Annotated in this window: 17 protein-coding genes; 12 read left to right on the forward strand and 5 right to left on the reverse strand. The window is 65.1% G+C overall.

Annotated elements, in window-relative coordinates; genetic code table 11:
* Window positions 1–27: 27 nt before the first annotated feature.
* Complete coding sequence (locus ACLHRZ_RS16245; protein ID WP_490419127.1) at window positions 28–1,500, forward strand: MFS transporter; 1,473 nt, start codon at window positions 28–30, stop codon at window positions 1,498–1,500.
* A gap of 62 nt (window positions 1,501–1,562) precedes the next feature.
* Window positions 1,563–2,507 (forward strand): aldo/keto reductase, encoded by a 945-nt coding sequence (locus ACLHRZ_RS16250; protein ID WP_490419128.1) that lies wholly within the window; start codon window positions 1,563–1,565, stop codon window positions 2,505–2,507.
* A 13-nt stretch (window positions 2,508–2,520) separates the two neighbouring features.
* Here the strand turns inward: ACLHRZ_RS16250 and ACLHRZ_RS16255 are convergent, their stop codons facing one another.
* Window positions 2,521–2,820, reverse strand: a complete 300-nt coding sequence (locus tag ACLHRZ_RS16255; protein ID WP_490419129.1) for a hypothetical protein — start codon at window positions 2,818–2,820, stop codon at window positions 2,521–2,523.
* Between the two features lie 102 nt (window positions 2,821–2,922).
* Here ACLHRZ_RS16255 and ACLHRZ_RS16260 point away from each other — a divergent pair, with 102 nt between their 5' ends.
* Entirely contained in the window at window positions 2,923–4,113 is a 1,191-nt protein-coding gene (locus ACLHRZ_RS16260) for a serine hydrolase domain-containing protein (protein WP_490419130.1), read from the forward strand.
* Window positions 4,114–4,269: 156 nt separating this feature from the next.
* Here the strand turns inward: ACLHRZ_RS16260 and ACLHRZ_RS16265 are convergent, their stop codons facing one another.
* A complete protein-coding gene (locus tag ACLHRZ_RS16265) occupies window positions 4,270–4,731 on the reverse strand; it encodes an ATP-binding protein (protein ID WP_490419131.1) in 462 nt (153 codons plus the stop codon).
* Window positions 4,732–5,081: 350 nt separating this feature from the next.
* Between ACLHRZ_RS16265 and ACLHRZ_RS16270 the strand changes: the two genes are divergently transcribed.
* The 5 genes from ACLHRZ_RS16270 to ACLHRZ_RS16290 all read left to right on the forward strand — a co-directional run bounded on the left by ACLHRZ_RS16270 (window position 5,082) and on the right by ACLHRZ_RS16290 (window position 8,335).
* Window positions 5,082–5,435 carry a hypothetical protein gene (locus ACLHRZ_RS16270; RefSeq protein WP_490419165.1) on the forward strand — a complete coding sequence of 118 codons (354 nt, stop codon included), beginning with the start codon at window positions 5,082–5,084 and terminating at the stop codon, window positions 5,433–5,435.
* The gene (locus tag ACLHRZ_RS16275) at window positions 5,354–5,848 is read left to right on the forward strand and encodes a DUF5753 domain-containing protein (protein WP_490419132.1); all 495 of its coding nucleotides are present in this window, start codon (window positions 5,354–5,356) and stop codon (window positions 5,846–5,848) included. Before ACLHRZ_RS16270 ends, ACLHRZ_RS16275 begins: the two co-directional genes overlap by 82 nt.
* On the forward strand, window positions 5,845–6,072 hold the full coding sequence (locus tag ACLHRZ_RS16280; RefSeq protein WP_490419133.1) for a DUF397 domain-containing protein: 228 nt from the start codon (window positions 5,845–5,847) through the stop codon (window positions 6,070–6,072). The genes ACLHRZ_RS16275 and ACLHRZ_RS16280 overlap by 4 nt, the downstream gene beginning before the upstream one ends.
* A gap of 337 nt (window positions 6,073–6,409) precedes the next feature.
* Window positions 6,410–6,871 carry a very short patch repair endonuclease gene (locus ACLHRZ_RS16285; protein ID WP_490419134.1) on the forward strand — a complete coding sequence of 154 codons (462 nt, stop codon included), beginning with the start codon at window positions 6,410–6,412 and terminating at the stop codon, window positions 6,869–6,871.
* A gap of 144 nt (window positions 6,872–7,015) precedes the next feature.
* Window positions 7,016–8,335, forward strand: coding sequence for a DNA cytosine methyltransferase (locus tag ACLHRZ_RS16290; protein WP_490419135.1), 1,320 nt, complete (start codon window positions 7,016–7,018; stop codon window positions 8,333–8,335).
* Here the strand turns inward: ACLHRZ_RS16290 and ACLHRZ_RS16295 are convergent.
* Genes ACLHRZ_RS16295 through ACLHRZ_RS16305 form a run of 3 tightly spaced genes read right to left on the reverse strand, consistent with a single transcriptional unit; the run spans window position 8,304 to window position 13,806 of the window.
* Window positions 8,304–9,191, reverse strand: coding sequence for a DUF6339 family protein (locus ACLHRZ_RS16295; protein WP_490419136.1), 888 nt, complete (start codon window positions 9,189–9,191; stop codon window positions 8,304–8,306). The two genes, ACLHRZ_RS16290 and ACLHRZ_RS16295, sit on opposite strands and share 32 nt — an antisense overlap.
* On the reverse strand, window positions 9,188–10,180 hold the full coding sequence (locus tag ACLHRZ_RS16300) for a hypothetical protein (RefSeq protein WP_490419137.1): 993 nt from the start codon (window positions 10,178–10,180) through the stop codon (window positions 9,188–9,190). The genes ACLHRZ_RS16295 and ACLHRZ_RS16300 overlap by 4 nt, the downstream gene beginning before the upstream one ends.
* Window positions 10,177–13,806: a sigma-70 family RNA polymerase sigma factor gene (locus ACLHRZ_RS16305; protein WP_490419138.1), complete on the reverse strand. Its 3,630-nt coding sequence runs from the start codon at window positions 13,804–13,806 to the stop codon at window positions 10,177–10,179. The genes ACLHRZ_RS16300 and ACLHRZ_RS16305 overlap by 4 nt, the downstream gene beginning before the upstream one ends.
* 107 nt (window positions 13,807–13,913) lie before the next feature.
* Between ACLHRZ_RS16305 and ACLHRZ_RS16310 the strand changes: the two genes are divergently transcribed.
* From ACLHRZ_RS16310 to ACLHRZ_RS16325, 4 genes are read left to right on the forward strand one after another with little or no spacing between them, the layout of a single operon-like run.
* Window positions 13,914–15,530 (forward strand): nuclease-related domain-containing DEAD/DEAH box helicase, encoded by a 1,617-nt coding sequence (locus ACLHRZ_RS16310; RefSeq protein ID WP_490419139.1) that lies wholly within the window; start codon window positions 13,914–13,916, stop codon window positions 15,528–15,530.
* Entirely contained in the window at window positions 15,527–18,685 is a 3,159-nt protein-coding gene (locus ACLHRZ_RS16315) for a helicase-related protein (protein WP_490419140.1), read from the forward strand. The genes ACLHRZ_RS16310 and ACLHRZ_RS16315 overlap by 4 nt, the downstream gene beginning before the upstream one ends.
* A 6-nt stretch (window positions 18,686–18,691) precedes the next feature.
* The gene (gene drmB / locus ACLHRZ_RS16320; RefSeq protein WP_490419141.1) at window positions 18,692–20,587 is read left to right on the forward strand and encodes a DrmB family protein; all 1,896 of its coding nucleotides are present in this window, start codon (window positions 18,692–18,694) and stop codon (window positions 20,585–20,587) included.
* On the forward strand, window positions 20,584–21,684 hold the full coding sequence (locus tag ACLHRZ_RS16325; RefSeq protein ID WP_490419142.1) for a DEAD/DEAH box helicase: 1,101 nt from the start codon (window positions 20,584–20,586) through the stop codon (window positions 21,682–21,684). Before drmB ends, ACLHRZ_RS16325 begins: the two co-directional genes overlap by 4 nt.
* The last annotated feature ends 8 nt before the right edge of the window (window positions 21,685–21,692 follow it).

A 21,692-nucleotide genomic window follows, 5' to 3' on the forward strand; every position in this document is an offset into this window, starting at 1 on the left:
CTGCTTCAAATAGGGCACTCAGATGGTGTGACGACCGCGAGGACCATCTCCACGTCCGTGCCCGCGCGACTCGACCGACTGCCCTGGTCGCGCTGGCACTGGACGGTTGTCATCGGACTCGGAACGGTCTGGATCCTGGACGGCCTGGAAGTGACGGTCGTCGGGAACATCGCCGGCCGGCTCTCCGAAAAGGGCAGCGGCCTGCCGATCAGCTCCGGCGGGGTCACCGGCATGGCGGCCGCGCTCTATGTGGCGGGGGCGTGTTCGGGGGCGCTCTTCTTCGGACGTCTGACCGATAAATTCGGGCGGAAGAAACTCTTCATGGTGACGCTCGCGGTCTATCTGACCGCGACGGCACTGACCGCGGCCTCGTTCAGCTCCTGGTGGTTCTTCGTCTTCCGCTTCCTCACGGGCTTCGGCATCGGAGGCGAGTACGCGGCCATCAACTCCGCCATCGACGAACTGATCCCGGCCGCCTATCGCGGCCGCGTCGACCTCATCATCAACGGCAGTTTCTGGCTCGGTGCAATAGGCGGCTCGCTGCTGTCGATTCTGATGCTCGACACAGCGATCTTCGCCCGTGGCGTGGGCTGGCGGCTGACCTTCGGGATGGGCGTCGTCCTGGGGCTGGTCATCCTGCTCGTACGGCGCCAGGTCCCGGAAAGTCCGCGCTGGCTGTTCATCCACGGCCGGGGAGAGGAGGCCGAGGAACTGGTCGACGCGATCGAGGCGCGCATCGCGGCCGAGAAGGGCGCGCCACTGCCCCCCGCCACTGGCAGGATCACCATTCGCCAGCGCGGGAGCATCGGCTTCCGCGTCATCGCCCGCACCCTGTTCAAGGACTACACGAGGCGGGCGATTCTCGGGCTCGCGCTCTTCGTCGGCCAGGCCTTCCTCTACAACGCCATCACCTTCGGCTTCGGGGCGATCCTGACCAAGTTCTTCGGCGTCTCCACCTCGCACACCGGCTACTACTTCGCCGTCATAGCCGCGGGCAACTTCCTCGGCCCCCTCTTCCTCGGAAAGCTCTTCGACACGCTCGGCCGCCGCATCATGATCTCCTCGACCTACCTCCTGGCGGGCGTTCTCCTCTTCGTCACGGCGTACCTCTTCAGTACCGGCAGCCTGAACGCGACCACGCTCACGGCCTGCTGGTCGGTGGTGCTGTTCTTCGCCTCCGCGGGCGCGAGCAGCGCCTATCTGACCGTTTCGGAGATCTTCCCGATGGAGACCCGGGCGATGGCGATCGCTTTCTTCTACGCGGTGGGCACGGCGGCGGGCGGCATCAGCGGCCCGCTGCTCTTCTCCCAGCTGACCAGCAGCGGCGTCATCGGTGACACCGTCCTGGCCTTCGACATCGGCGCCACGCTGATGTGCCTGGCCGGGCTGACCGCCGCGCTGCTGGCGGTACGGGCCGAGGGCCGCTCCCTGGAGGACATCGCCGCACCGCTCTCCTCGGTGGCCGCGGACCCTGTTCCGGCGCCGGCCCCGGCGGAATAGCGGGGCGGCAGAGAACAGAGGGGCGGCGGAATAGCAGACGGGCCACGGCAGTTGATCAAGATATGGCTGACAACTTCCGGAAGATCGGCAACCTGTCCGTCCACCCGCTCGCGCTCGGCGGCAATGTCTTCGGCTGGACGGCGGACGAAGCCCAGTCGTTCGCCGTCCTGGACGCCTACGTCGGTGCAGGCGGCAATTTCATCGACACCGCGGATGTGTACTCGGCCTGGGCGCCGGGCAACCAGGGCGGTGAATCCGAGACCATCATCGGCAACTGGCTGGCCGCACACGGCAATCGGGACGACGTCGTCATCGCGACCAAGGTCGGCGGCGGCGTTCCCGACCCGCGCGGCCTGTCCGCCGACGCCATCAAGTCGGGCGTGGAGGACTCCCTGCGCCGCCTGCGCACCGACCACATCGACCTGTACTACACGCACTACGACGACCTGTCGGTGCCGGTGGAGGAGTTCCTCACGGCCCTGGACGCACTGGTGAAGGAGGGCAAGGTCCGTGAGATCGCGGCCTCCAACATCACCGCGGACCGCCTGGCCGAGGCCCTCAACTTCTCGGAGGCGAACGGCATTGCCAAGTACGTCGCTGTCCAGCCGCACTACAACCTGGTGTCGCGGGACACGTACGAGGGCGACCTGGCGGACGTGGCCGCCGAGCACGGCCTGGCCGCCGTCCCGTACTACGCGCTCGCCTCGGGCTTCCTGACCGGCAAGTACCGGCCGGGAGCCGCAGTGGACAGTGCGCGTGCGGACAAGGCGGCGGAACACCTGCGGTCCGAGCGCGGCCCCCGCGTCCTGGCAGCACTGGACGAGATCGCGGCTGCACACGACGCCGAGATCGCGACGGTGGCGCTGGCGTGGCTCGCGGCACAGCCGACGGTGGCCTCGCCGCTGGCGAGCGCGCGCACGGTGGAGCAGCTGCCGGCGCTCCTGGCGGTGGCGGACCTGCACCTCACGGAGGCGGAGGTGGCGCACCTGACGGAGGCATCGGCGTAGGCGCTGCAGGAGCTCAGCGCTTGTGCTCCGTGACGGCCCAGGAAGCGAGGGCGACGGCGCCGGCCACTCCGAACACGGAGGGCCAGGCGCCGACCTTCTTGGCCAGTGGGTGCGAGACGCCGAAGGCGGCGACGTAGAGCGAGGTGAGGGCGGCGGCGGTCGGGGCGCCGCCCTTTTCGCACCACTGCCGGGCGGCGCCGGCCCCGGCGGCGGCGAGCACGACACCGCCGAGGGGCCGCCTCCCGGTCCACCGGGCGACGGCGTACCCGCCGACGAGCCCGGTGGCGGAGACGAGGGACGCGGGAATCTTCATGACCCTGAGGCTAACCCTGAGCACCTTGTCGGGGAGTCATAGGGGGAGGGTGGGGGCCGCCCCCGGATGGCAGGGCGGGCGCGCGCCGGAACCATGATTGCCATGACTCCGACCTTCCTGTCCCGCCGCGCCCTCGTGGGCGCCACGCTGACTGCCGCGCTGCTGGCGGGTGTTGCCGCACCTGCTGCGATGGCGGCGACGCCGACAACTGTCGCCGTTCCCTCGCTCGACGTGCAGGCCCTGCGCGCAGCCGTCTCCGACCTGAACCACCCGCAGGCAACGGCGGCCCAGCTGCGGGTGAGCGGCAAGGCGGGGAGCTGGTACGGCACGTCGGGCGTGGCGGACCGGGCGACGGGTGCACCGATACGCCAGGACGACACGTTCCGGGCGGGCAGCATCACGAAGATCTTCGTGGCGGCGGCGGTGCTGCAGCTGTCGGCGGAGGGCCGGGTGGACCTGGACAAGCCGATCCAGGACTACCTGCCGGGCGTGCTGCCCAAGAGCTACGCCCCGATCAAGATCTCCCAACTCCTCGATCACACCAGCGGATTGCCGAGCGAGGACATCCCGAAGTCCAAGCAGAAGACCACACCGGAGCAGATCCTGGAACACCGCAACGACCGATGGACACCGCAGGAGATCGTGGCCACCCTGCCCGAGAACGCCCCGATGAAGTTCACGCCGGGCACGAAGCAGGAGTACCGGGGCATGAACTACGTCCTGGCGGCCATGCTGCTGGAAAAGGTGACGGGCAAGCCGTACGGCAAGGTGATCGGTGACCGCATCCTGCACCCGCTGGGCCTGCACCACACCTCCTTCCCGGGCAACGACCGGAAGCTCCACGGCCCGCACGTCCACGGCTACTTGGCGATGTCGGACGGCACGCTGAAGGACGTGACGGAGTACGACCAGTCGGAGGCATGGGGCGAGGGCGAAATCATCTCGACGACAAGCGACTTGGACCGCTTCATCACGGCCCTGTTCACGCCGGGCAGGGTCCTGCCGAAGGCAACGCTGAACAAGATGTTCGAGATGCCGGCTGCGGATGTACGGATGGTCGACGGCTCCCCGGCCCGCTACAGCATGGGCCTCCAGACGGTCACGATCAACGGCGTGACCCTGTGGGGCAAGACGGGGGAGCGATACGGCTACAACTCGGCGGTGGTGGCGACGCGGGACCTGCAGCGCACGGCGGTGTACTCGTGGACACCGACGCACCGGGACGACAGCCAGGGGCAGATGGCACTGCGGATCGCCAATGCGGTCACGAAGCCGGCGGGGGGTTCGCGGTAGCGGCACCTGTATTGCGGAGCGCAGCACTCCGACAGCAGAAACCCTCCTTGCGGCACCGGAATTTGCAGGGTTTCTGCTGCCGGAACGGGCTAGTCCGCAAACGCATCGCCCTGGCGGGCCCGGGACGGGGGTCCGGGCCCGCCGTTGCTGCACGGTTCAACGGGACTTACCGCTCTCGCATTCGTGCAGCTCGAACCACACACACTTGCCGATGACGTTCAGTCCGTCCCAGACCAGGTTCATGCCGTAGGCGACGGAGAGCTGTTGGACGAGGGCAAGCCCTCTCCCGCGCTCCTCGTCGCTACGGGCATGGCGGTGCCGGGGCAGCCGGAGGGGGTCGTGATCGCGAATGGAAGTGATCACGCGGAGCCCCTGGACGTCCACTTCCACGGTGAGGTCGGGTACGCGAGCGTGCTGTACGACGTTTGCGACGGTGTCCGAGACGCAAATGCGAGCGTCGTCGATCAGCAGAGGATGCTCGGTAGCGACGAGCACACCGCTGATGAAGTTCCGGGCGAGCCGGGCGGTGGACGGCTCGGCAGGCGCGACCAACTGATAGAGGCGGGGCGGCTTGTGGGGGAAGGTGGTGCGGGAACTGTTGAGTGCGGTCGTACGCATTTCCTGGTCTCCCAACGCGGGTCGTGGAGAGTCATCTGCGCCCCGACCGCCGTCCGTCGCCCGGCCACCTCCCGGGATGCCATCAACTGACATGCAGGCAGCTGCACTTCGGGTCTTCCCGGCGCGGATGCGCGCTGTTGTCAGGACCGTAGGGCACAAATCTGTACCGGCACAATCCTGTACCCCTGCTGTCACTCGGAAGTGGCAAGTGGACCTGTGGGAGGGTGGCGCGGGACACTCGGACCACCGAACGGAGGGCCGCATTCATGCCGCCGAGAAGCAACCCCACAGCGCGCCAGGCCCGCCTGGGCGCGGAGTTGAGGAAGCTCCGAGAAGCGTCCGGGATGTCCATGGCCAATGCAGGAGCACTCCTTGGTGGCGGCTCGGCACAGATCAGTCACATCGAAGCCGGCCGCTGGGGCGTCAGCGCCGAGCGCGTACGCCGGCTCGCTGCCCACTACAAGGCCAGCAACACCGTGTTGATCGACGTCCTGTGCGGGATGGCGGAGGAGCGCGGGCGAGGCTGGTGGGAGGCCTATCGAGGGGTCCTGACCCCGGCTTCCTCGACGTATCGGAGCTGGAGCACCATGCCTGCGCACTGCGCTTGCTCCAGATCACGCACGTGCCAGGCATCTTCCAGACCGAGGACTATGCGCGAGTCGTCTTCGGAAGCGCTGTACCAACCCTGCCCGAGCTGGAGTTGAACGCACGAGTGGAGCACCGCATCAGACGGCGGGGCATCTACGATCAGCCACACGCTCCGGAGACCACGGCTCTGATCCACGAGGCCGCGCTCCGCATGCGCTACGGGACCCGATCGATCCAGCGTGCGCAGTTGGAGTTCCTCCTGCAGGTCGCGGAGTGGCCGACCGTGACCGTGCGCGTCGTCCCCTTCGACACGGACAACGTGATTGGCACGGCGCAGTCGATGCTCTACGCGTCCGGTCCGATCCCGGAGCTCGACACGGTCCAGATCGACAACGCCTTCGGCGGGGGCTTCATCAACGCCGTCCCCCTACTGTCCATGTACCGCGACATGTTCGACGGCCTGGCGAAGCCGGCGCTGGGCGTGGACGAGTCGCGAGCGTTCATCCAGCAGGTCATCCGGGAAACGTGAGAAGCGAAGCCATGGCTCCAACGTCTACTGATTGGCAGAAGTCCTCGTACTCGGGCGGGGGCCCGGACAACAGCTGCATAGAGCTGAGACGGCTCGACAAGGGAATAGCTATACGCGAGGGCGAGGATCCGGACGTGGTCATAGTGACCATCCGGGACAGACTCAAGGCCCTCACCCTCCGTGTTAAGGCGGGAACGTTCGAGAAAGCGCTCAAGTCATCGTGAGGTGATCCACGAGGGGAACCGCGGTCAGTCGGTGCCCTCAGGCGCGGTGCCCCCAGGCCATCCCGTCGACAGGGGGCAACAGTCATGCCGGGCCCGGAGGACGGCCCCATTTCGGGGGCCACGAAGCAGGTGACGGGGCCCGCGCCTGTACCCGGTGATCGAGGACGAGTCTCACCCGCCTGCCGACGAGGTAGTCGGCCCTCGTCACGCCGTTTGCCCTGCTCGTGGGCAGCCTCACAGGCCGTGAGACGAGAACCTGCTTCCGTACCTGCGGCTCCAGTCGGTGTTACTCCGTGACTGTGGGCCGAAACGACGTCGGACATAGGACACTGGGAGCATGCGTGCTGCACCCCCCTCCAGCCCTGACGTCTCGGCCCGGATGAGCCGGCAGACCAACCGGGACACCAGTGCTGAACGGGCGGTGCGGCAGCTTCTCCATACCTCCGGATACCGTTACCGGGTCCACTATCCGGTGCCGGGCATGCGCAGGCGGAAGATCGACATCGCGTTCACGCGCGCCAGGTTGGCCGTGCTCATCGACGGCTGTTTCTGGCACGGCTGCCCGGAGCACGCCACCAGTCCCAAGGCGAACGCGGAATGGTGGCGACAGAAGCTCGATCGCAACATCGAGCGGGACCAGGAGACGAACGCACAGCTGTTGTCCGAGGGCTGGACGGTCCTGCGCTTCTGGGAACACGAGTCACCGGACGCCGTTGTGCGTCAGGTGGCCGCGGCTGTTGAGCGGGAGAAGGCGAGCAGGCGGAGACGAGTCATGCGGGGCGGGGGCGATGAGCTCTGATCGAGGAATCGCCGGGAGGGGGACGGCCCGCTATCGCCCGATCGGGCATGCCTCCCCACTGCCGGTGGCCAGGGCGCTCGGGCTGGCGATCCGGGCAGCTCTGGCGGCGCCCGCAACCCCAGGCGCCGGCTACACTTCATCCCCATGACCAGCCCGGGAACACAGGCTCACCATCTCGACGGAATCCGGATCTTGGACCTCTTCGCAGGTCCTGGTGGACTGGACGTGGCCGCGCATTTCCTGGGCTTCAAGAGCATCGGGATCGAGTGGGACCGGAACGCGTGCGAGACGCGCTACGCGGCGGGACTGCCGACGATTCACGCCGATGTGAGCGTCATGCGTGAGAGCCGTTTTGATGAGATTCCGAAATCGGTCGACGTCCTCACGGGGGGGCCGCCCTGCCAATCCTTCTCCGTTGCAGGAAACGGCGCGGGACGGCGAGCACTGGACTTGGTGGAGGAATTCATCCACCGCCTCGTGGGCGGGGAAGACGAAGCCGAGATCGACAAGGATCTGCACGCCCGTGGCGTTGACCCACGCACCGCCTTGGTCCTGGAGCCCCTCCGCTGGCTCCTCAAGGCGATCGATACAGAGGGCCGCGACCCGTACAAGGTCATCGTTCTGGAACAGGTGCCAGCGGTCCTACCCCTCTGGGAGGTCTACGCGAAGCTTCTGCGTGGTGGCGAAGGCCGCCTCAAGGGTGTCAAGTACGAAGCGGAATACTGGGAGTTGAAGACCGAGCAGTTCGGGGTGCCGCAGACTCGCACGCGCGCCGTCCTCGTCGCCCGGCGGCCGGGACATGGGGCCATCGAATCGCTCGAAGCGACTCACCTGCCCTTCGACTTGCACCGGGGGAGACGCAGTGCCGCCCAGGCGGAGATGCTCCCGGCCGATTCTGCGCTTCCCGGGACCAAGCAGCGCTGGCTCTCCATGGCGAAGGCCCTCGACGCGGCGAGTGAGCTCAAGGACTCACCCGTGGACGTGTCGCGGCTCCAGACGGGAGGCAAGACGAACTTCTTTGTCGTCTCAAATTACGGCTCCGGGGGCGACCCGAAGAAGCGAGGTCGGCGCCTGTCATCCGAGCCTGCCTTCACGGTGACCGGGAAGATTTCCCGGAACAGGGTTTACAAGAGCGATGAGGATTACGCGGCCGAGAGGTTCGACCGCTTCACCATCCCTGAGTCCGGGGTGCTCCAGACCTTCCCGCACAACTTCCCCTGGTCAGGAAACGACCAGGCACAGCAAGTGGGTAATGCGGTACCACCCCGGCTCGGTATGCACGTGCTCAGCAAGGCCCTGCGCGGGTACGCACCCTCAGACGACGAATTGGCGGCCGCGATCACTTGGCCCAGTGTGCCCCGGTCCACCTCGGATAAGTTGCGCGTCATCGGGTGTGGGGATCAGAGTCAATGCCCTCCGGACTCGCACAAGGTCACTCGCTCTCGTCGGAAGTCCTCCCCCTGACTGGCGCCTCCGCGAACAGTTCCTCGAAGTGGGTGACCAGTGCGCGAACCGCCTCCTCCGGGACACGCTCCTCGTGCGGGCCTTCAGGAAGGTTGTTCCGGGGGGAAGGGAGTGCTGATTCGGCCCCAGCGATCCAGTGACGTAGCGGCTCTCCGTCACGCTCCACATCCGGGGCGATGACGTCGTACATCAACGTTGCCGCAGCGGCGTTGACTGCGGGCGTCAGGGCATTGACCTCACGACCGGTGCGCACAATCTCCCTCTCCATGAGCCTGACGAGGGCAAGAGCAGTCGGGCGATGGTCGATGATGTCCAGCCGAAGAGCGGAGTTGAGCATGTCCTGATTACTGCAGGCCACGACGACGGGTTGGTAGTCCGGGCCGTCCCGGAACAGCTCGGCCGCCCACCAGAGTCGAGCGAACGTCTGCTTGTAGTGCGGGCCGACGAACTTGTCGCGGGCCACTCGTCCGCGCGAACCTTCCGCTTTCGGCTCGGACAGGTGCCGCCAGACGACGTAGTCCGGAGCCACCCCAAGAGCCATGTATGTCCAGAGCCTCTTCTCGGCTGCTTCTCGGCGAGTCAGCCGAAGGGTCTCGTGTAGTCGCGGCGCCAGCCACGCATCCGCCGCCGTTGGACGGTCGTCCCGGAATTTGGTCATGGCGTCGTCGATCAGTTCTCGCACTCGGTGCAGCTGCAGTCGAGCATCGTCGCCGGGCGACGCCTCGGCAACCTTGTTCAGTGCGATGGAAGGGACGTCCTCGCGTCCCTCGAGCAAACCTGTGGAGATGTACTCGGCAGCCTGCACATCGGAGATCAGAGCAAGCCGTTCCGGCAGGTGCTCGGGGCGGGAAGTCACGCGTGGGGCTCCTGGTTGATTCGTTCGATGTCGCGGACAGTGCTGGCCAGCACTTTGGGGACGCCCGCACGCTGGGCGGCTGCATATTGGATACGCGGCTGTAGATCCGCCCAACTCCCCTCACCGGTACGTCGGATGTGCACCTCGCGGAGCGCGTCTTCCACCGATCGCCCGGGAACGATGTCCGGGAGCATCTCGCGGAGCACCGCACCTCGCCAGTCGGGCGGAAAGAGCGGAGTCCCGTCGTCCTCGATCTCCAGGTCGCCGATAGCGGTGTGGAAGACCGCGGTCCATACATCGGCACACATCTGGGCCAGCAACATCTCGCCCACCAGGCTCTCCACCTTCGAGCCCTGGCCTTCCACGAGCGCTACGAGGCCCTCGAAATCCGAGTTCAGGCGGACGGTGGGCATCCGCCCCGCCGTGTCCACGACCCAGGGAGAGTCCCGGAAACTCTGCAACCACTCGGGACCACGGGCGAAACTGACCGTGTTGACGTCGAGTTGGCGCTCTCTGAGCGGGGCGTCTGCCGTCGCGTCGATCACCCAGTCCTGGTCGGTGGAGGCGATCACCCGCCCCGCTATCCCGCCGACTGTGGCCACCACTTGCACAGAGAGGGAGGCTCGGTCCACGTGGTTGTCCCGGTTGAACTCGATCTCCCCGGTCCAGTCCCTACCGCCCTCCGCTCCGGGCTCCAGCCGGGCAACAGTGCGTGTGTTGGTGGCTCCCTCCGTCAGAACGGCGACAACCGTGACGTCGGACCAGTGGCCCCTCGTCTCGATCTCACGAGCCGGTACGTTCGCCGCCAGGCTGAGCCGTGCAGTCTGCCAGTCATCGCGCTCAGCCCTACCGAGTGCCACGACTTGCTCGACAACCGAGTAGCCCTTGCTGTCCAACTGCTCGCGGCTGTCGCCGGGTCCGCGCAGCCGCACGGCCGTGACTCGCGCCGTCACTGCGCCGGTCAGCCGGGGGTACGGGTAAGCCCTCATACGACGCCTCCCTTGCTCTCCTGGAGTTCGACGATGAGACCCGTCAGCGCGGCCCGCACCGGGTGTGTGGAGATATCGGTGAGGCCGCGAAAGACGGCACGGCGGGCCCCCGGAGAGAAATGCAGCACGCCGTCGGACAGTTCGCAGTTGCTGACAGCGGTGATCTCGGCCCACTTGACCACCGGTCGAGGGCCGGAGCGAACCTCCAGCTTGGCGACAGGGCTCATGCGCCACTGCTCTCCCCCGGGCGGCACCTTGACCTCGGCGGTGATCTGCCATGCACCGGAGGGGGCGATCACGGCCTCCAAATCATCCAGTTTGGGAGGCGTCACTGTCCCCCTGACCTTGCTGGCGGACTTGCCCGAGATCTTGAGCCGCTTGCCCACCTTGCTCGTACCGCTCGGTTTCTTCTCCTTGGGGATCGCCACAAGTTCGTGCACGGCCCGGTTGGTCTCCGATGTCAACGCTGCAATCCGTCGATGGGCCGATGGCGAGTAGCGCATCCTCAGCTCCTCGGTCTGGCCCCACTTGTTGTGCTCAGGCGGTTCGGAGGAGCGAAGAAATTCCTCGGCCTCGGCTGCGAGCGGTGCGTCATCTCCCGCCGCGCGACCAGCGAGCAGAACTGCCTGGAACGGGTTGGTCCCCAGGGGGAGGCCGGGCACCCAGCTGGTCTTGACCGTCATGCGATTGCCGCGCATTGCGGTCACCTGGTTGATCCTTCCATCGGCGTCAGTGGCCTCGGTGACGAGGAGCACTGCCCGGTGCTCGCCGGCAGTACTGGCGACACCGTCTCTTTGGGGAACCTTCAACGGCACTGTGGCCATGGCCACCTGGCCCGCCTCGGTGAGACGATCCACCGTGGTGCCGCTCAGGAAGGCCTGAAGAGCACGCGAGCGCGCGGGTTGATGCACGTGTGGATCGACCCGCTCCTCCTCAAGATGTGGCACGCCATTGCGCATCGTCCGCACAGACGCCTCCAGCAGCGGCCGACTGTCACCTCCCGCTGTCATCGCAGCCCAGAAGTTACGACCGAGTGCGCGGACCAACCTCTGGTGCATGCGCTCCAGGCTGTCCTCGTCGTCGCCCACGTCGCCTTCCTGGTCCTGCCCGGTCCCGGCGAGGCTGGCGACATCGTGTGCGCCGACGATCAGGAAGGATGTGCCAGGATCATCGCTCTCGCGGGTGAGGTGCAGGTTCTCGACCGTCTCTTCGTCGGCCCACCAGGAGCGGACGACCTCCGGGTTGTCCGCCTCGGGATCCGACCGACCCAGCCAAGCGGGTCCGGCAAATCTCCTGCCGCCCACCTCGCGCCAGGGCAGATCGAGTCGTCCGACCAGCCGCCGCTGAGTGCGTCCCTCGTGTGGTTCGGCGAGCGTTGAGTTCATGAGGACGAGCCCGAGACGGCTGGTCGCCCAGAGCGTGGCCTTCCCGAGGCCGTATGAACCGCCGGCCGCTACATCTGACTTTCGGCTTTCGAGTTGGCGCCGCACCACGGCAGCGAATCGGCCGTCCTCGTAGTCGTCACCCGTCAGCCCGTTGGCGTTGAAGTCGTCGATGCGCAGAAGGACCAGCCGATCCCGCTCCAGCATCTCCCGCAGGCCAGTGCTGATGACACGTCCGACCTTCTGGTCTTGTGCGGCGGCGGCCTCGTAGTGCGGGTGAAGGTCATGCCAGCGAATCGCTGTACGGAACCGGGCCAGGGCGTTACCTGTCAGTTCGTGCAGGGTGTAGCGCACCCTGACCGGTCGATCGTTGCTCCTGTTGCGCTCGTCCAGGCTGTTCTGGGTCGCCTCGCGAGCCAGAACCTCCAAGTCAGCCTCGAAGGCGAAGGCTGCCGCGTTGCCGAACTCCCTACCACCATCGTCGTGCCCGGGGCGGTGGTACCACACGACCGACGTCTCCGCTGGTCCAGCCAGCCGTTCCGAACGGACCTCTGAGCCCTGATCGGATGCGTTCTCGACTTCGAGAACCTCCCGCACCCTGGCCATAAGGTCCGGGTGAGGCGTAGAGAGGCCGCCCAGCCAGGATTCGACGAGCGCCGGCGTTGTGCCCAAGTGGCGCGCCAGTTCGACGGCGTCCGCACCGTTCCTCTGCATTCGTTCGGCCAACCACCGACCGAACTCCGTCCCCTTCGAGCTCACCGTTCTCTCTCTCCCATTGGAACTGCTCTCTGTCTCCGACGCGTTGATGCTGTCGTACGACAGCGACTCGCCGCCCCCCATCTCCTCCCGCCTCTCCGAGCCTCTGCGAAGTGCAGTGCCCTCAGCGGCCTTCTGGGCTTTCCTCTGAGCGGCCTTCATACGTCGACGTGCCGCGTCAGGATCGTCGGGGTCCAGTCCCACTTGGATCTTCAGATCCTTAATTGCACGCTTCTCGATCTGCCGAATACGTTCGCGCGTGACTCCGAATCGCCTACCGATCTCGTCGAGCGTCCAGGATATGCCGTCGATAAATCCGTACCGCAGCAAGAGGATATTTCGAACTCTCTCCGTGAAGACGCACGCATCGAACAGCTGAAATATTTCCTGGCGCTCAAATTCGGACTGCAGCAGCTGTTCCGGCCCCGGCAGCGGACGAAACCCATCGATGACCAGCTCCCCGAGAGTCACGTTCTCGCCGACGGGTTGCTCGAGCGAGAGAACCGCACGATGCGCAAGTCGCAGACATTCCGTCACCCTTGCAGGGCTGAGCTCGCACGCCAAGGCGAGGTCGTCCACATTGGGACGTCGGCCCTGGTCGAGAAACATCCGCTCCCTTTTCCGCACCTTCTCCACATCGGCCCAGATGTGGACCGGGAGTCGAATGGCAGCCCCTTCGTTGACCACAGCCCGCGTGATGCGTTGACGAATCCACCAGGTGGCATAGGTGGAAAACTTGCACCCCAAGGAAACATCGAACTTCTCAACGGCGCGGATGAGCCCGATCATGCCGCTCTGCACGAGATCCTCGTACATGGGACTGCCTCGCCAGTGACCCATGCCATGCAGGATCTTGTGAACGAGTCGCTTGTTATGGACGACCATTGCGGATAAGGCTTTGTACGTCTCGTCGTCTCGGGGAAGCATCGCCAGGTAACCATCGGGCAATGGCTCCGATGGCCTTCTGGCGCCTCGGAACAAGAGGCAGAGGCCCACTTCCTCCTCGGCGCTCAGCAGTCGTCGGTGCGGGTTCGCTCGCCAGCGATCGACCTCGAGCAGTTCCCGGGCGGTACGACGAGCCGCTTCCATGTCGTCGACACGCACCGTCCCTCGAAGGGACTCGAGGTCCGGGACTTCCTCTTCTTCCTCGACGGAGTCCAACTCGTCGAGGACCTCGTCAAGACCAGCCTCATCGTCCGGAGTCACACTCTGCGTGACGTCCGGTTCCTCTTCGATGTGTTCGCCTTCCACATCCGCCGCTGCTACGGGCTCGTACAAGGCCTGGGCCTCCTCCGCATCGAGGCGCGCAGCCCTCATCACCTGTTGTAGAGCCGTGCGGCGTTCGAGCCCTTCGGCCGTGAATCGGCGCATGAGGCCGACGAGCAGATCCCATCCAGCTTCGTTCATCCGCCTGCTGGGTGCACTGCCCCGCTCCCTGATCATCAAGCCCCCGCGCCCGCGCTCTGCCTCTGCTCCCTCGTAGTCCATCACTCATCGGGCCGTCGCTGCTACCACTTGCTCACCAGGGCCCGTGTCCCGAGGGGTCCATCGCTCGGTATTTTGAGGACGTGTTGGCGTGACCATGGGGAGAGTTGATGCGCATCATTCCGAGCGAGATCTCGAGCAGCACCCGGAGCCAGGCCGAGCGCAGTGTGTTCGCGGCGCTCAAGGCGATTCCTGATGACCAGAGCGTCGCGCTGCACACTGTTCATCTCCCCCAGCACCGCAAGAAGCGTGTCGGTGAGATCGACTTCGTCGTCATCATGCCCGACATTCTGCTCTTCATCGAGGTCAAGGGTGGTGGGGTCCACCAACGCGACGGGAAGTGGTACTACGGTCCGCCCGGTCGCGAGGAGGGCCCGAAAGAGAGCCCCTTTGCACAGGCCAGCGGGGGCATGCACGAGTTCGAACGAGAGATCGGTGCCCTGGTTGGTGACTTGAGAGGCCATGGTGTACCCAGCGGGTACCTCGTGATCACCCCGGACGTCGACGTCCCGCGCATAACCGAGTTCGAGCCCCAACAGTATCTCGGCACCACTGCGTACGACGGCGGTCGCGGTCTGGCACAGGGCGTCGAACGAGCCACCCGCTTCTGGCTGTCGCAGAACCGGTGGGCCCGCACCCCCGTCTCCGCCTCCCTGCGCAGGAGGATGCTCGAGGCCGTCCGCCCCGATTTCGACCGCGTACCCAATCTGCAGTCCCGGTTGACGCATCTCGATGTCGCCTTCGAACGGCTCACGAACGAACAGATGGACAGACTCGATGAGCTGGAGTCCAACCCGCGCCTCATCTGGACCGGTGGCGCAGGGACCGGCAAGACGTTCCTCGCCGCTGAGGCGGCTCGCCGCAAGTCCGCCAACGGCAGCGTTCTGTTCACCTGTGCGAGCGCCACTCTGGCTGCCCACATGGACCGGCTCCTCGCCGGCGATGCGATCACCGTCCTACCATTCGACCGCCTGGATGAGGTTCGATCCCGCACCTTCGACCAACTGATCGTGGACGAGGCCCAGGATCTGATGACGTTCGAAAGTCTCGACACCCTGGAGAAGCTGCTCTCGGATGGCCTCGGCGAAGGTCGATGGATCTTCATGCTCGACCAGAACAACCAGGTGCTGACCCCAGAGGCCTACGATCCGGGCGCCTGGGAGTATCTGCGCCCTCTGGGCTCCGTGTACGGGCCCTTGAAGCGTAACTGCCGCAACACTGTGCCCATCGTCAACCAGGTCCGCCTCTACACGGGCGCCGACCTTGGCATCGCCTCCGCAGGTGAGGGTGAGCCGGTCCGCTTCGTCGACGTGCACGACGTGCGGGAGGAGGCCACCGCTCTCGACGCCTACGTGAACGAACTGGCCCGGGAGGGTGTCTCGCCGCGGGACATCACACTGCTGTCCGCTACTGGGGACTGGGAAGCGAGCTCGGCCCGTTTGTCGCAACGAGCCCCGAAGATCGAGCGGTTCGTCGATGTAGTCGGGACCGACCGCACGAAGCACCGTCTCACTTGGTCGTCCATCTCCGACTTCAAGGGCCATGAGAACCATGTCGTCTGTCTGATAGACCTCGACCCCGAGCACCTCGAGGGCCGTCTCGACGCGCTCTACGTCGCCTGGACCAGGGCCCGTGCCCAGCTGTGGGTGGCTTGTCGTCCCGGCACGAGCCAGAAACTGAAGGACTTGAGTATGGCCGTCCTGGCGCGGGAGGGTCGTCTCCGGTGAACGACTCCCGATCACGGCTCTCCGGCCACCGCGACGATTTCGTGAGGTACCTCCGCCAACAGTTGGTCGGTCCAGCCGGCGTCGAGGACGAGACGCTCGTCGACCCACCTGACCGGCGCTACCTGATGGGCACGTTGTACCCGCGTGGAGCTTCCTTGCTGAAGCATTCACAGGAGGACGGCGAACAGAATTTCAACGGGACAGAGGCCGGGAATGGCGAGGAGGACAGCTTTGCCGACGACCCGGTGGCCGAGGCTAACGCATGGCTTCCGTCATCGATCGGCTTCTCTTTCTTCACCAATGCCCGTGAACTCGCAGTAACTTGTGAGGCAACCCGCTATCTGACGTCCCGCGAAGGCGGGCGCCGCAGCTGGCAAAGGCAACCGCGGCTTTCCGTAAGGGAGACCGTCACTGCAGAAGTTACGGAGCCGATCCCCGTTCTGGACGGTCACGGCCGTCTTCATGTCCGGTGGCGTACTTTCGGCGCTGGACATCTGGTCACGTGCGTGCTCGCGAACGCGCATGACGAAGAGGAGAGCACCCACAAGGACAGGGACCTGATGCTCTTCCAGGTCGAACTTCAGGCGACTGCAGTCGGCGGGACGATCCTCGAATATCCGAGCACCCGTCTCAACAGCCGCGACGAGGAGGAGCAAGAACTCCGCGTCCAGTACAGGCATATCGTGACGAGGGCCGTGGGGCACGGATGTGCCGTCGATTGGGACGACGATTCCGACCAGGTCACCACCGTGCGTGCGCAGGTCATGCCTCAGCAAGTGGTCGAGCACATCAAACCCGATGGGCCCAAGGATCTGCCCGTACTCAACCTCGCATACCTCTCCAACCCCGAGCTCGCCGTTGATGACCTCAGGGCCGAACTTCATTCCTTCGTCCTGGGCTATCGCAAGTGGTTCGACGCCCAGCAGTCCGAGGCGGAGTCCTTGCGACAATGGGCCGCCGAACCCGCCGCACGCATCCTCGACCGCATCGAGACCGCACTCGACCGCATGACAGCAGGGGTGAATGCACTCACCTCATCGACCCCCGCGGGGATCAAGGCACGCGAGGCATTTCGCCTGGCCAACCGGGCCATGGCGCTCCAGATGCTCCACAGCCGCCCGGAACTGGCGGGCACCCGTCGCCGCAGGAACAGTGAAGTACTCCAACTGACCGAACCCGATGGCGACTATGCATGGCATCCGTTCCAACTCGCCTACTTCCTCCTCGTGGTCGAAGGTCTGATGTACCCGGGCCACAAAGACCGTAAGACGGTCGACCTCATCTGGTTCCCAACAGGAGGAGGTAAAACGGAGGCATACCTCCTCACCGCCTGCTTCGAAATCCTTTGGCGTCGGCTGCAGTTCGGCGCAGCCGGAGGCGGCACGGCGGTTCTGAGTCGATACACGCTGAGCCTGCTCACCACGCAGCAGTTCCAGCGCACGGCGACGGCCATCTGTGCCCTGGAGTACATCAGGAAGGGATGCGACGGGCCAATACCACACGATCTGGGGCAGGAGCCCATCTCCATCGGGCTCTGGGTGGGCCAGGAGACCACGCCGAACAAGATCTCCGTCGCGCAGGACGAACTCGGTGTCCTGAAGCAGATGAACGAACCCGATGATCGCTTCCTGCTGGAACGCTGTCCGTGGTGCGGCACCGAGATCGTCCCGGAACGACACGGGCGCGATCGTGACTTCGGTATCCGGGCAGACGGTGTCACCACCTCGTTCTTCTGTCCGCGCGACACCTGTGTCTTCCACGAGTGGCTTCCGGTCTCCGTCGTGGACGAACAGATCTACGCAGAACCTCCGACCTTCGTGCTCGGCACCGTGGACAAGTTCGCACGACTGGCGTGGGAACCCGAGGCCGGGAACCTCTTCGGCAGAAACGGCAAGCTCGCCCCCTCGCTGGTGATTCAGGACGAGTTGCACCTGCTGGCCGGCCCATTGGGAACAACGGTCGGTCTGTACGAATCGGCGATCCTAGAGCTGTGTGCCTGGGGTGGTACCCCGCCGAAGGTCATCGCGTCGACAGCGACGATCCGACGCTCACAGGACCAGGTCGGCAGCCTCTACGGCCGTCCCGCACAGCTCTTTCCTCCGGCGGGGCTCAAAGCCGGTTACTCCTACTTCGCCACTCCCGACAAGGACAAGCCCGGTCGTCTGTACGTGGGTGTCATGGCACAGGGGCACACAGCCTCGACCTCCACCGTTCACGTGGGTGCCGCCGCGTTGCAGGCCCCTAGGGAGATCTGTGACGACGATGCCATTCGTGACGCGTACTGGACGGTGGTGGCCTATCACAACAGCCTGCGGGAACTCGGACGAACCGTCACGATCGCGAGAGACGACATCCCTGCGCGGCTCGAGCATCTGACCAAGGACGACACCCGGCGGCGCAAGCTGAACGACGACTCGGTGGTCGAGCTCACCAGCAACATCCCGCGCGCCGCCCAACCACGACTCCTCGAGCGCTTGGGCAAGAGCTTCAAGGAACGCGGCAGCGTCTCCTTCCTCGCCACGACCAACATGCTCTCTGTGGGTGTCGACGTACCGCGGCTCGGCTTCATGCTCATGAACGGGCAGCCCAAGACGACATCGGAATACATCCAGGCCACCAGCCGTGTCGGCCGTCGGCATGTACCGGGACTGATCGTCACGCTCTTCCGCTCGACCAAACCACGCGATCGGTCCCACTACGAGTCGTTCGGTGTCTACCACCGCTCGCTCTACCGGCACGTTGAACCGACCAGCGTCACGCCGTGGTCCATTCCCTCTCGCAACCGAGCCCTGCACGCCGTGCTCACCATCCTGGTACGACATGGAATTGGCCTGAACGCGGAGAGCAAGGCCGGGGACATCCTCGATCACGCGACCGAAGTCGCCCGGATCCGCGACCTCGTGGTGGATCACGTGCAGCGGGCCGATCCAGACGAGGCCCATGCAGCGGCCAAAGAGTTGGACTCATTGATCGAAGCCTGGCAGCAGGAAGCCCAGATCGCGCGTGTCGACGGCGGCCGTCTCTACTACGGGCCGCAGGGGCGGAAGTACTACTCGCTCCTCACCGACTTCGGCAAGCAAGACGGCTTGTGGCCGACGCCCCAGTCGATGCGCAACGTCGACCGTGAGTGTCTCGTCCACGTGAAAGGAACGTGAGGGACAGTGAAAGATATTCGTCGCAAAGTCCGCCGGGCTCAGGCCATCGTCCCCTTCGGCGTCGGCGGGATCATCGATCTCCGAGGCGAATCATTCGTGGCCGCCGATACCCGGAGTTGGGCGGCGAGCGCTGAGCAGGTGGAATCGCCAAGGCTTGCAGCGAAGTTGAGGGTTGCGGGGTTCCGCTCAGCTCCTGTCATCCCGTCCGGAAAGGCTGCATACGCGACCCGCATCGGACCCTCGTACGTACGTTTCCCCAAGTGGCTCTTCTGCCCTCAGTGCAGAGAAATGCAGCTCTGGCACCCAGGCCGTGAGGTACGGGACAAGCAGCCGACCTGCGCGCGTTGCCCGGGGAAGCCGCAACTGGCCCCGATGCGCTTCATCCAGGTGTGCAGGGCAGGCCATATGGCGGACATCAACTGGCATCTATGGGCTCATTCCAAGAGCGAAGGGCCTGATCAGCGGCAATGCCAGGTCCGACACCGGCTTCAGTTCGTCGCCACGCCTGAATCCTCCGGGTTGGAAGCCCTGCGCGTCGTCTGTGCCGTCTGCCGGGCCGGACGGAGCCTGGCGGGCATCAGCCAGAAGAACATCCTCAAGCAGACGGGCCTGCCATGTCCCGGAACCCACCCCTGGCAGCCTGAGACCGACGAGGCGGATCCTTGCGAGGAAACACCACACGCGGTACAGCGCGGCGCCTCCAACGTGTACTTCCCGATCACGCACTCGGCGCTCGACATCCCCGCGCCTGCGGGGATTTCCGAGGACGACGGATTGGCCCAAAGGGTCGTCAACCACCCGATGTGGCCGTACTTCAACAGTGCGGACGGTGGCCCGAGTTCCGATCACCTCAGATTTGTGATCGCCGACCAGTGCGAGGTCCCGGAGGCATTCGTGGAAACTCTGCGACGCCGCCGCACCGACGAAGCTGCTGCAGTGCCGTCTGCGGCTGACTCGGACGATGACCTGAGCATCGCCGAATGGATGGCCTTTTCCGAATCGGGCTCCGTGGCAAATTCGAAGACGTTCTCAGTACGTCGAACCCACCTCGGGATCGGTCACGACGCCGCTGAGTCCATGCAGGAGCTGGCTGTCCGTGTCTCCGGGGTCGTCATCGCGGACCGGGTACGCGAGGTGCGCGCGCTCGAAGGATTCACGCGTTACGAGCCCAGCTCGGGCGACGGCGAAGAGGGCGAAGGTGGCCGCGTCGTGTCGGTTAACAAGCAGGGCCGGACCGGATGGCTGCCCGCCGTAGAGACCTACGGTGAAGGAATCTTCATCGCTGTCGACGAGGACCGTTTGAGCGACTGGGAGAATCTTCGGTCGGTACACAACTGGACACGACGCATCGAGCGCAACCTGGACGCTTCTTTCAAGGCCGATCGCCTCAGAGGGAAGACGGGCCCGGTGCTTCTCCCGCGATTCGTGATGTTGCATACCTTGGCCCACCACTTCATCCGCCAACTCTCGTATGACTGCGGTTACAACGCAGCCTCACTACGGGAACGCGTTTACGCCCGAAGCCACTACCCGGACAGTGATCTTCCACCCCAGGCTGGCGTGTTCATCTACACGGCCGCCGGGGATGCAGAAGGGACGCTGGGTGGAATCGTTCGCCAGGGTCAACCGCCAAACCTTGCCGAGACTTTGATCCGGCTACTCGAATCGGCACTGTGGTGCTCACAGGACCCTCTGTGCGCCGACTCGACCGGTAGGTCACTGGCAAACCTCAACCGTGCTGCCTGCCACGCGTGCACGCTTCTTCCCGAGACGTGCTGTGAAATCGATAACTCCCTGTTGGACAGAACGCTGTTGATCGGTGATGGCGAGGTTCCGGGATTCTTCAGGGAGGTAGTCCAGGCAGCGCTCGAGGAGTCGGCCGGAGCTGTCGATCTATCATGAAGATCCCTTCCCTTCTCGACCTCGAGATCGAGCAACAGGCTGTCATCGATCTTCCGTTCCATGGAAGCCACGTCATCACCGGTGAACCTGGCGCCGGAAAGACGGTGATGGCCGTCTACCGAGCCTGGGCGCTGGCAACCGCTGGTCGCCATGTCGCCCTCTTCACGCGCTCCAATCTGCTGCACCAGTACCTCGCACAATTGGCACCGGACCTTACGGAAGCTCTCAACGTCACCACCTACCATCGGTGGATCAAAGATTTCTGGCGCCGGCATTTCCGGTCTGACCCACCACAGACCGACGAGGAAGGTTGGTGCTACGACTGGATCGAGATGCAGCGAGCCTGCGTCCTGCAGAGCGTCGGGTCGACTGCACATCTGGTGATCGACGAGGGCCAGAACCTGCCCGTCGCTTTCTATCAGTGGTGCCGAATCCTCGGTCTCGGCGTCACCGTATGCGCAGACGAGAACCAGCGGATCGACGACGATCAGAGCACCGTGTCCGAGATATGCCGGGCACTCGGCATACGGACCAATCCAACCGTGCTCCGCGAGAACCGGCGGAACAGTCGGGAGATCTCAATGCTGGCGAACGAGTTTCGCGTGGAGGCCGGGAGCGATATTCCCTTGCCGACACGCGTCGGCCATACACCCACCGTGTTGAAGGTTCCCTCCCTGGAGCGTTTTGCCACTGGAGTTTCCCAGTACTTCAACGCGTATCCGGAGCGAAGCATCGGAATCATCTGCAGGTCGACCCATTTGCTACGGGACATCCAGAGTGAACTCACGCACCTCGGGCTTGCGAAGCACACCCAGGCTTATGTGCACGATGATCGATACCGGGACACCGTTGACTTCTCAACGCGGCCAATCCGGATCGTGAGCACGGCCAGTATGAAGGGCTTGGAGTTCGACAGCGTATTCGTGCCGGACTTGGACGCGTACACCGAGGACTCGACCAGCGTGGAGGCGCGTCTTCGCTTTTTCGTGCTGTGCACTCGCGCCCGCGAGGATCTCCACTTCGCTCACCGCGGCCCCCAAGAGCCAGCCATCTTGTCGAGCGTCCCGGAACCCTTGTTGGCCCGACACACGGGTTGATGTCGCAG

It is taken from the genome of Streptomyces sp. AM25 (genome assembly GCF_058146165.1).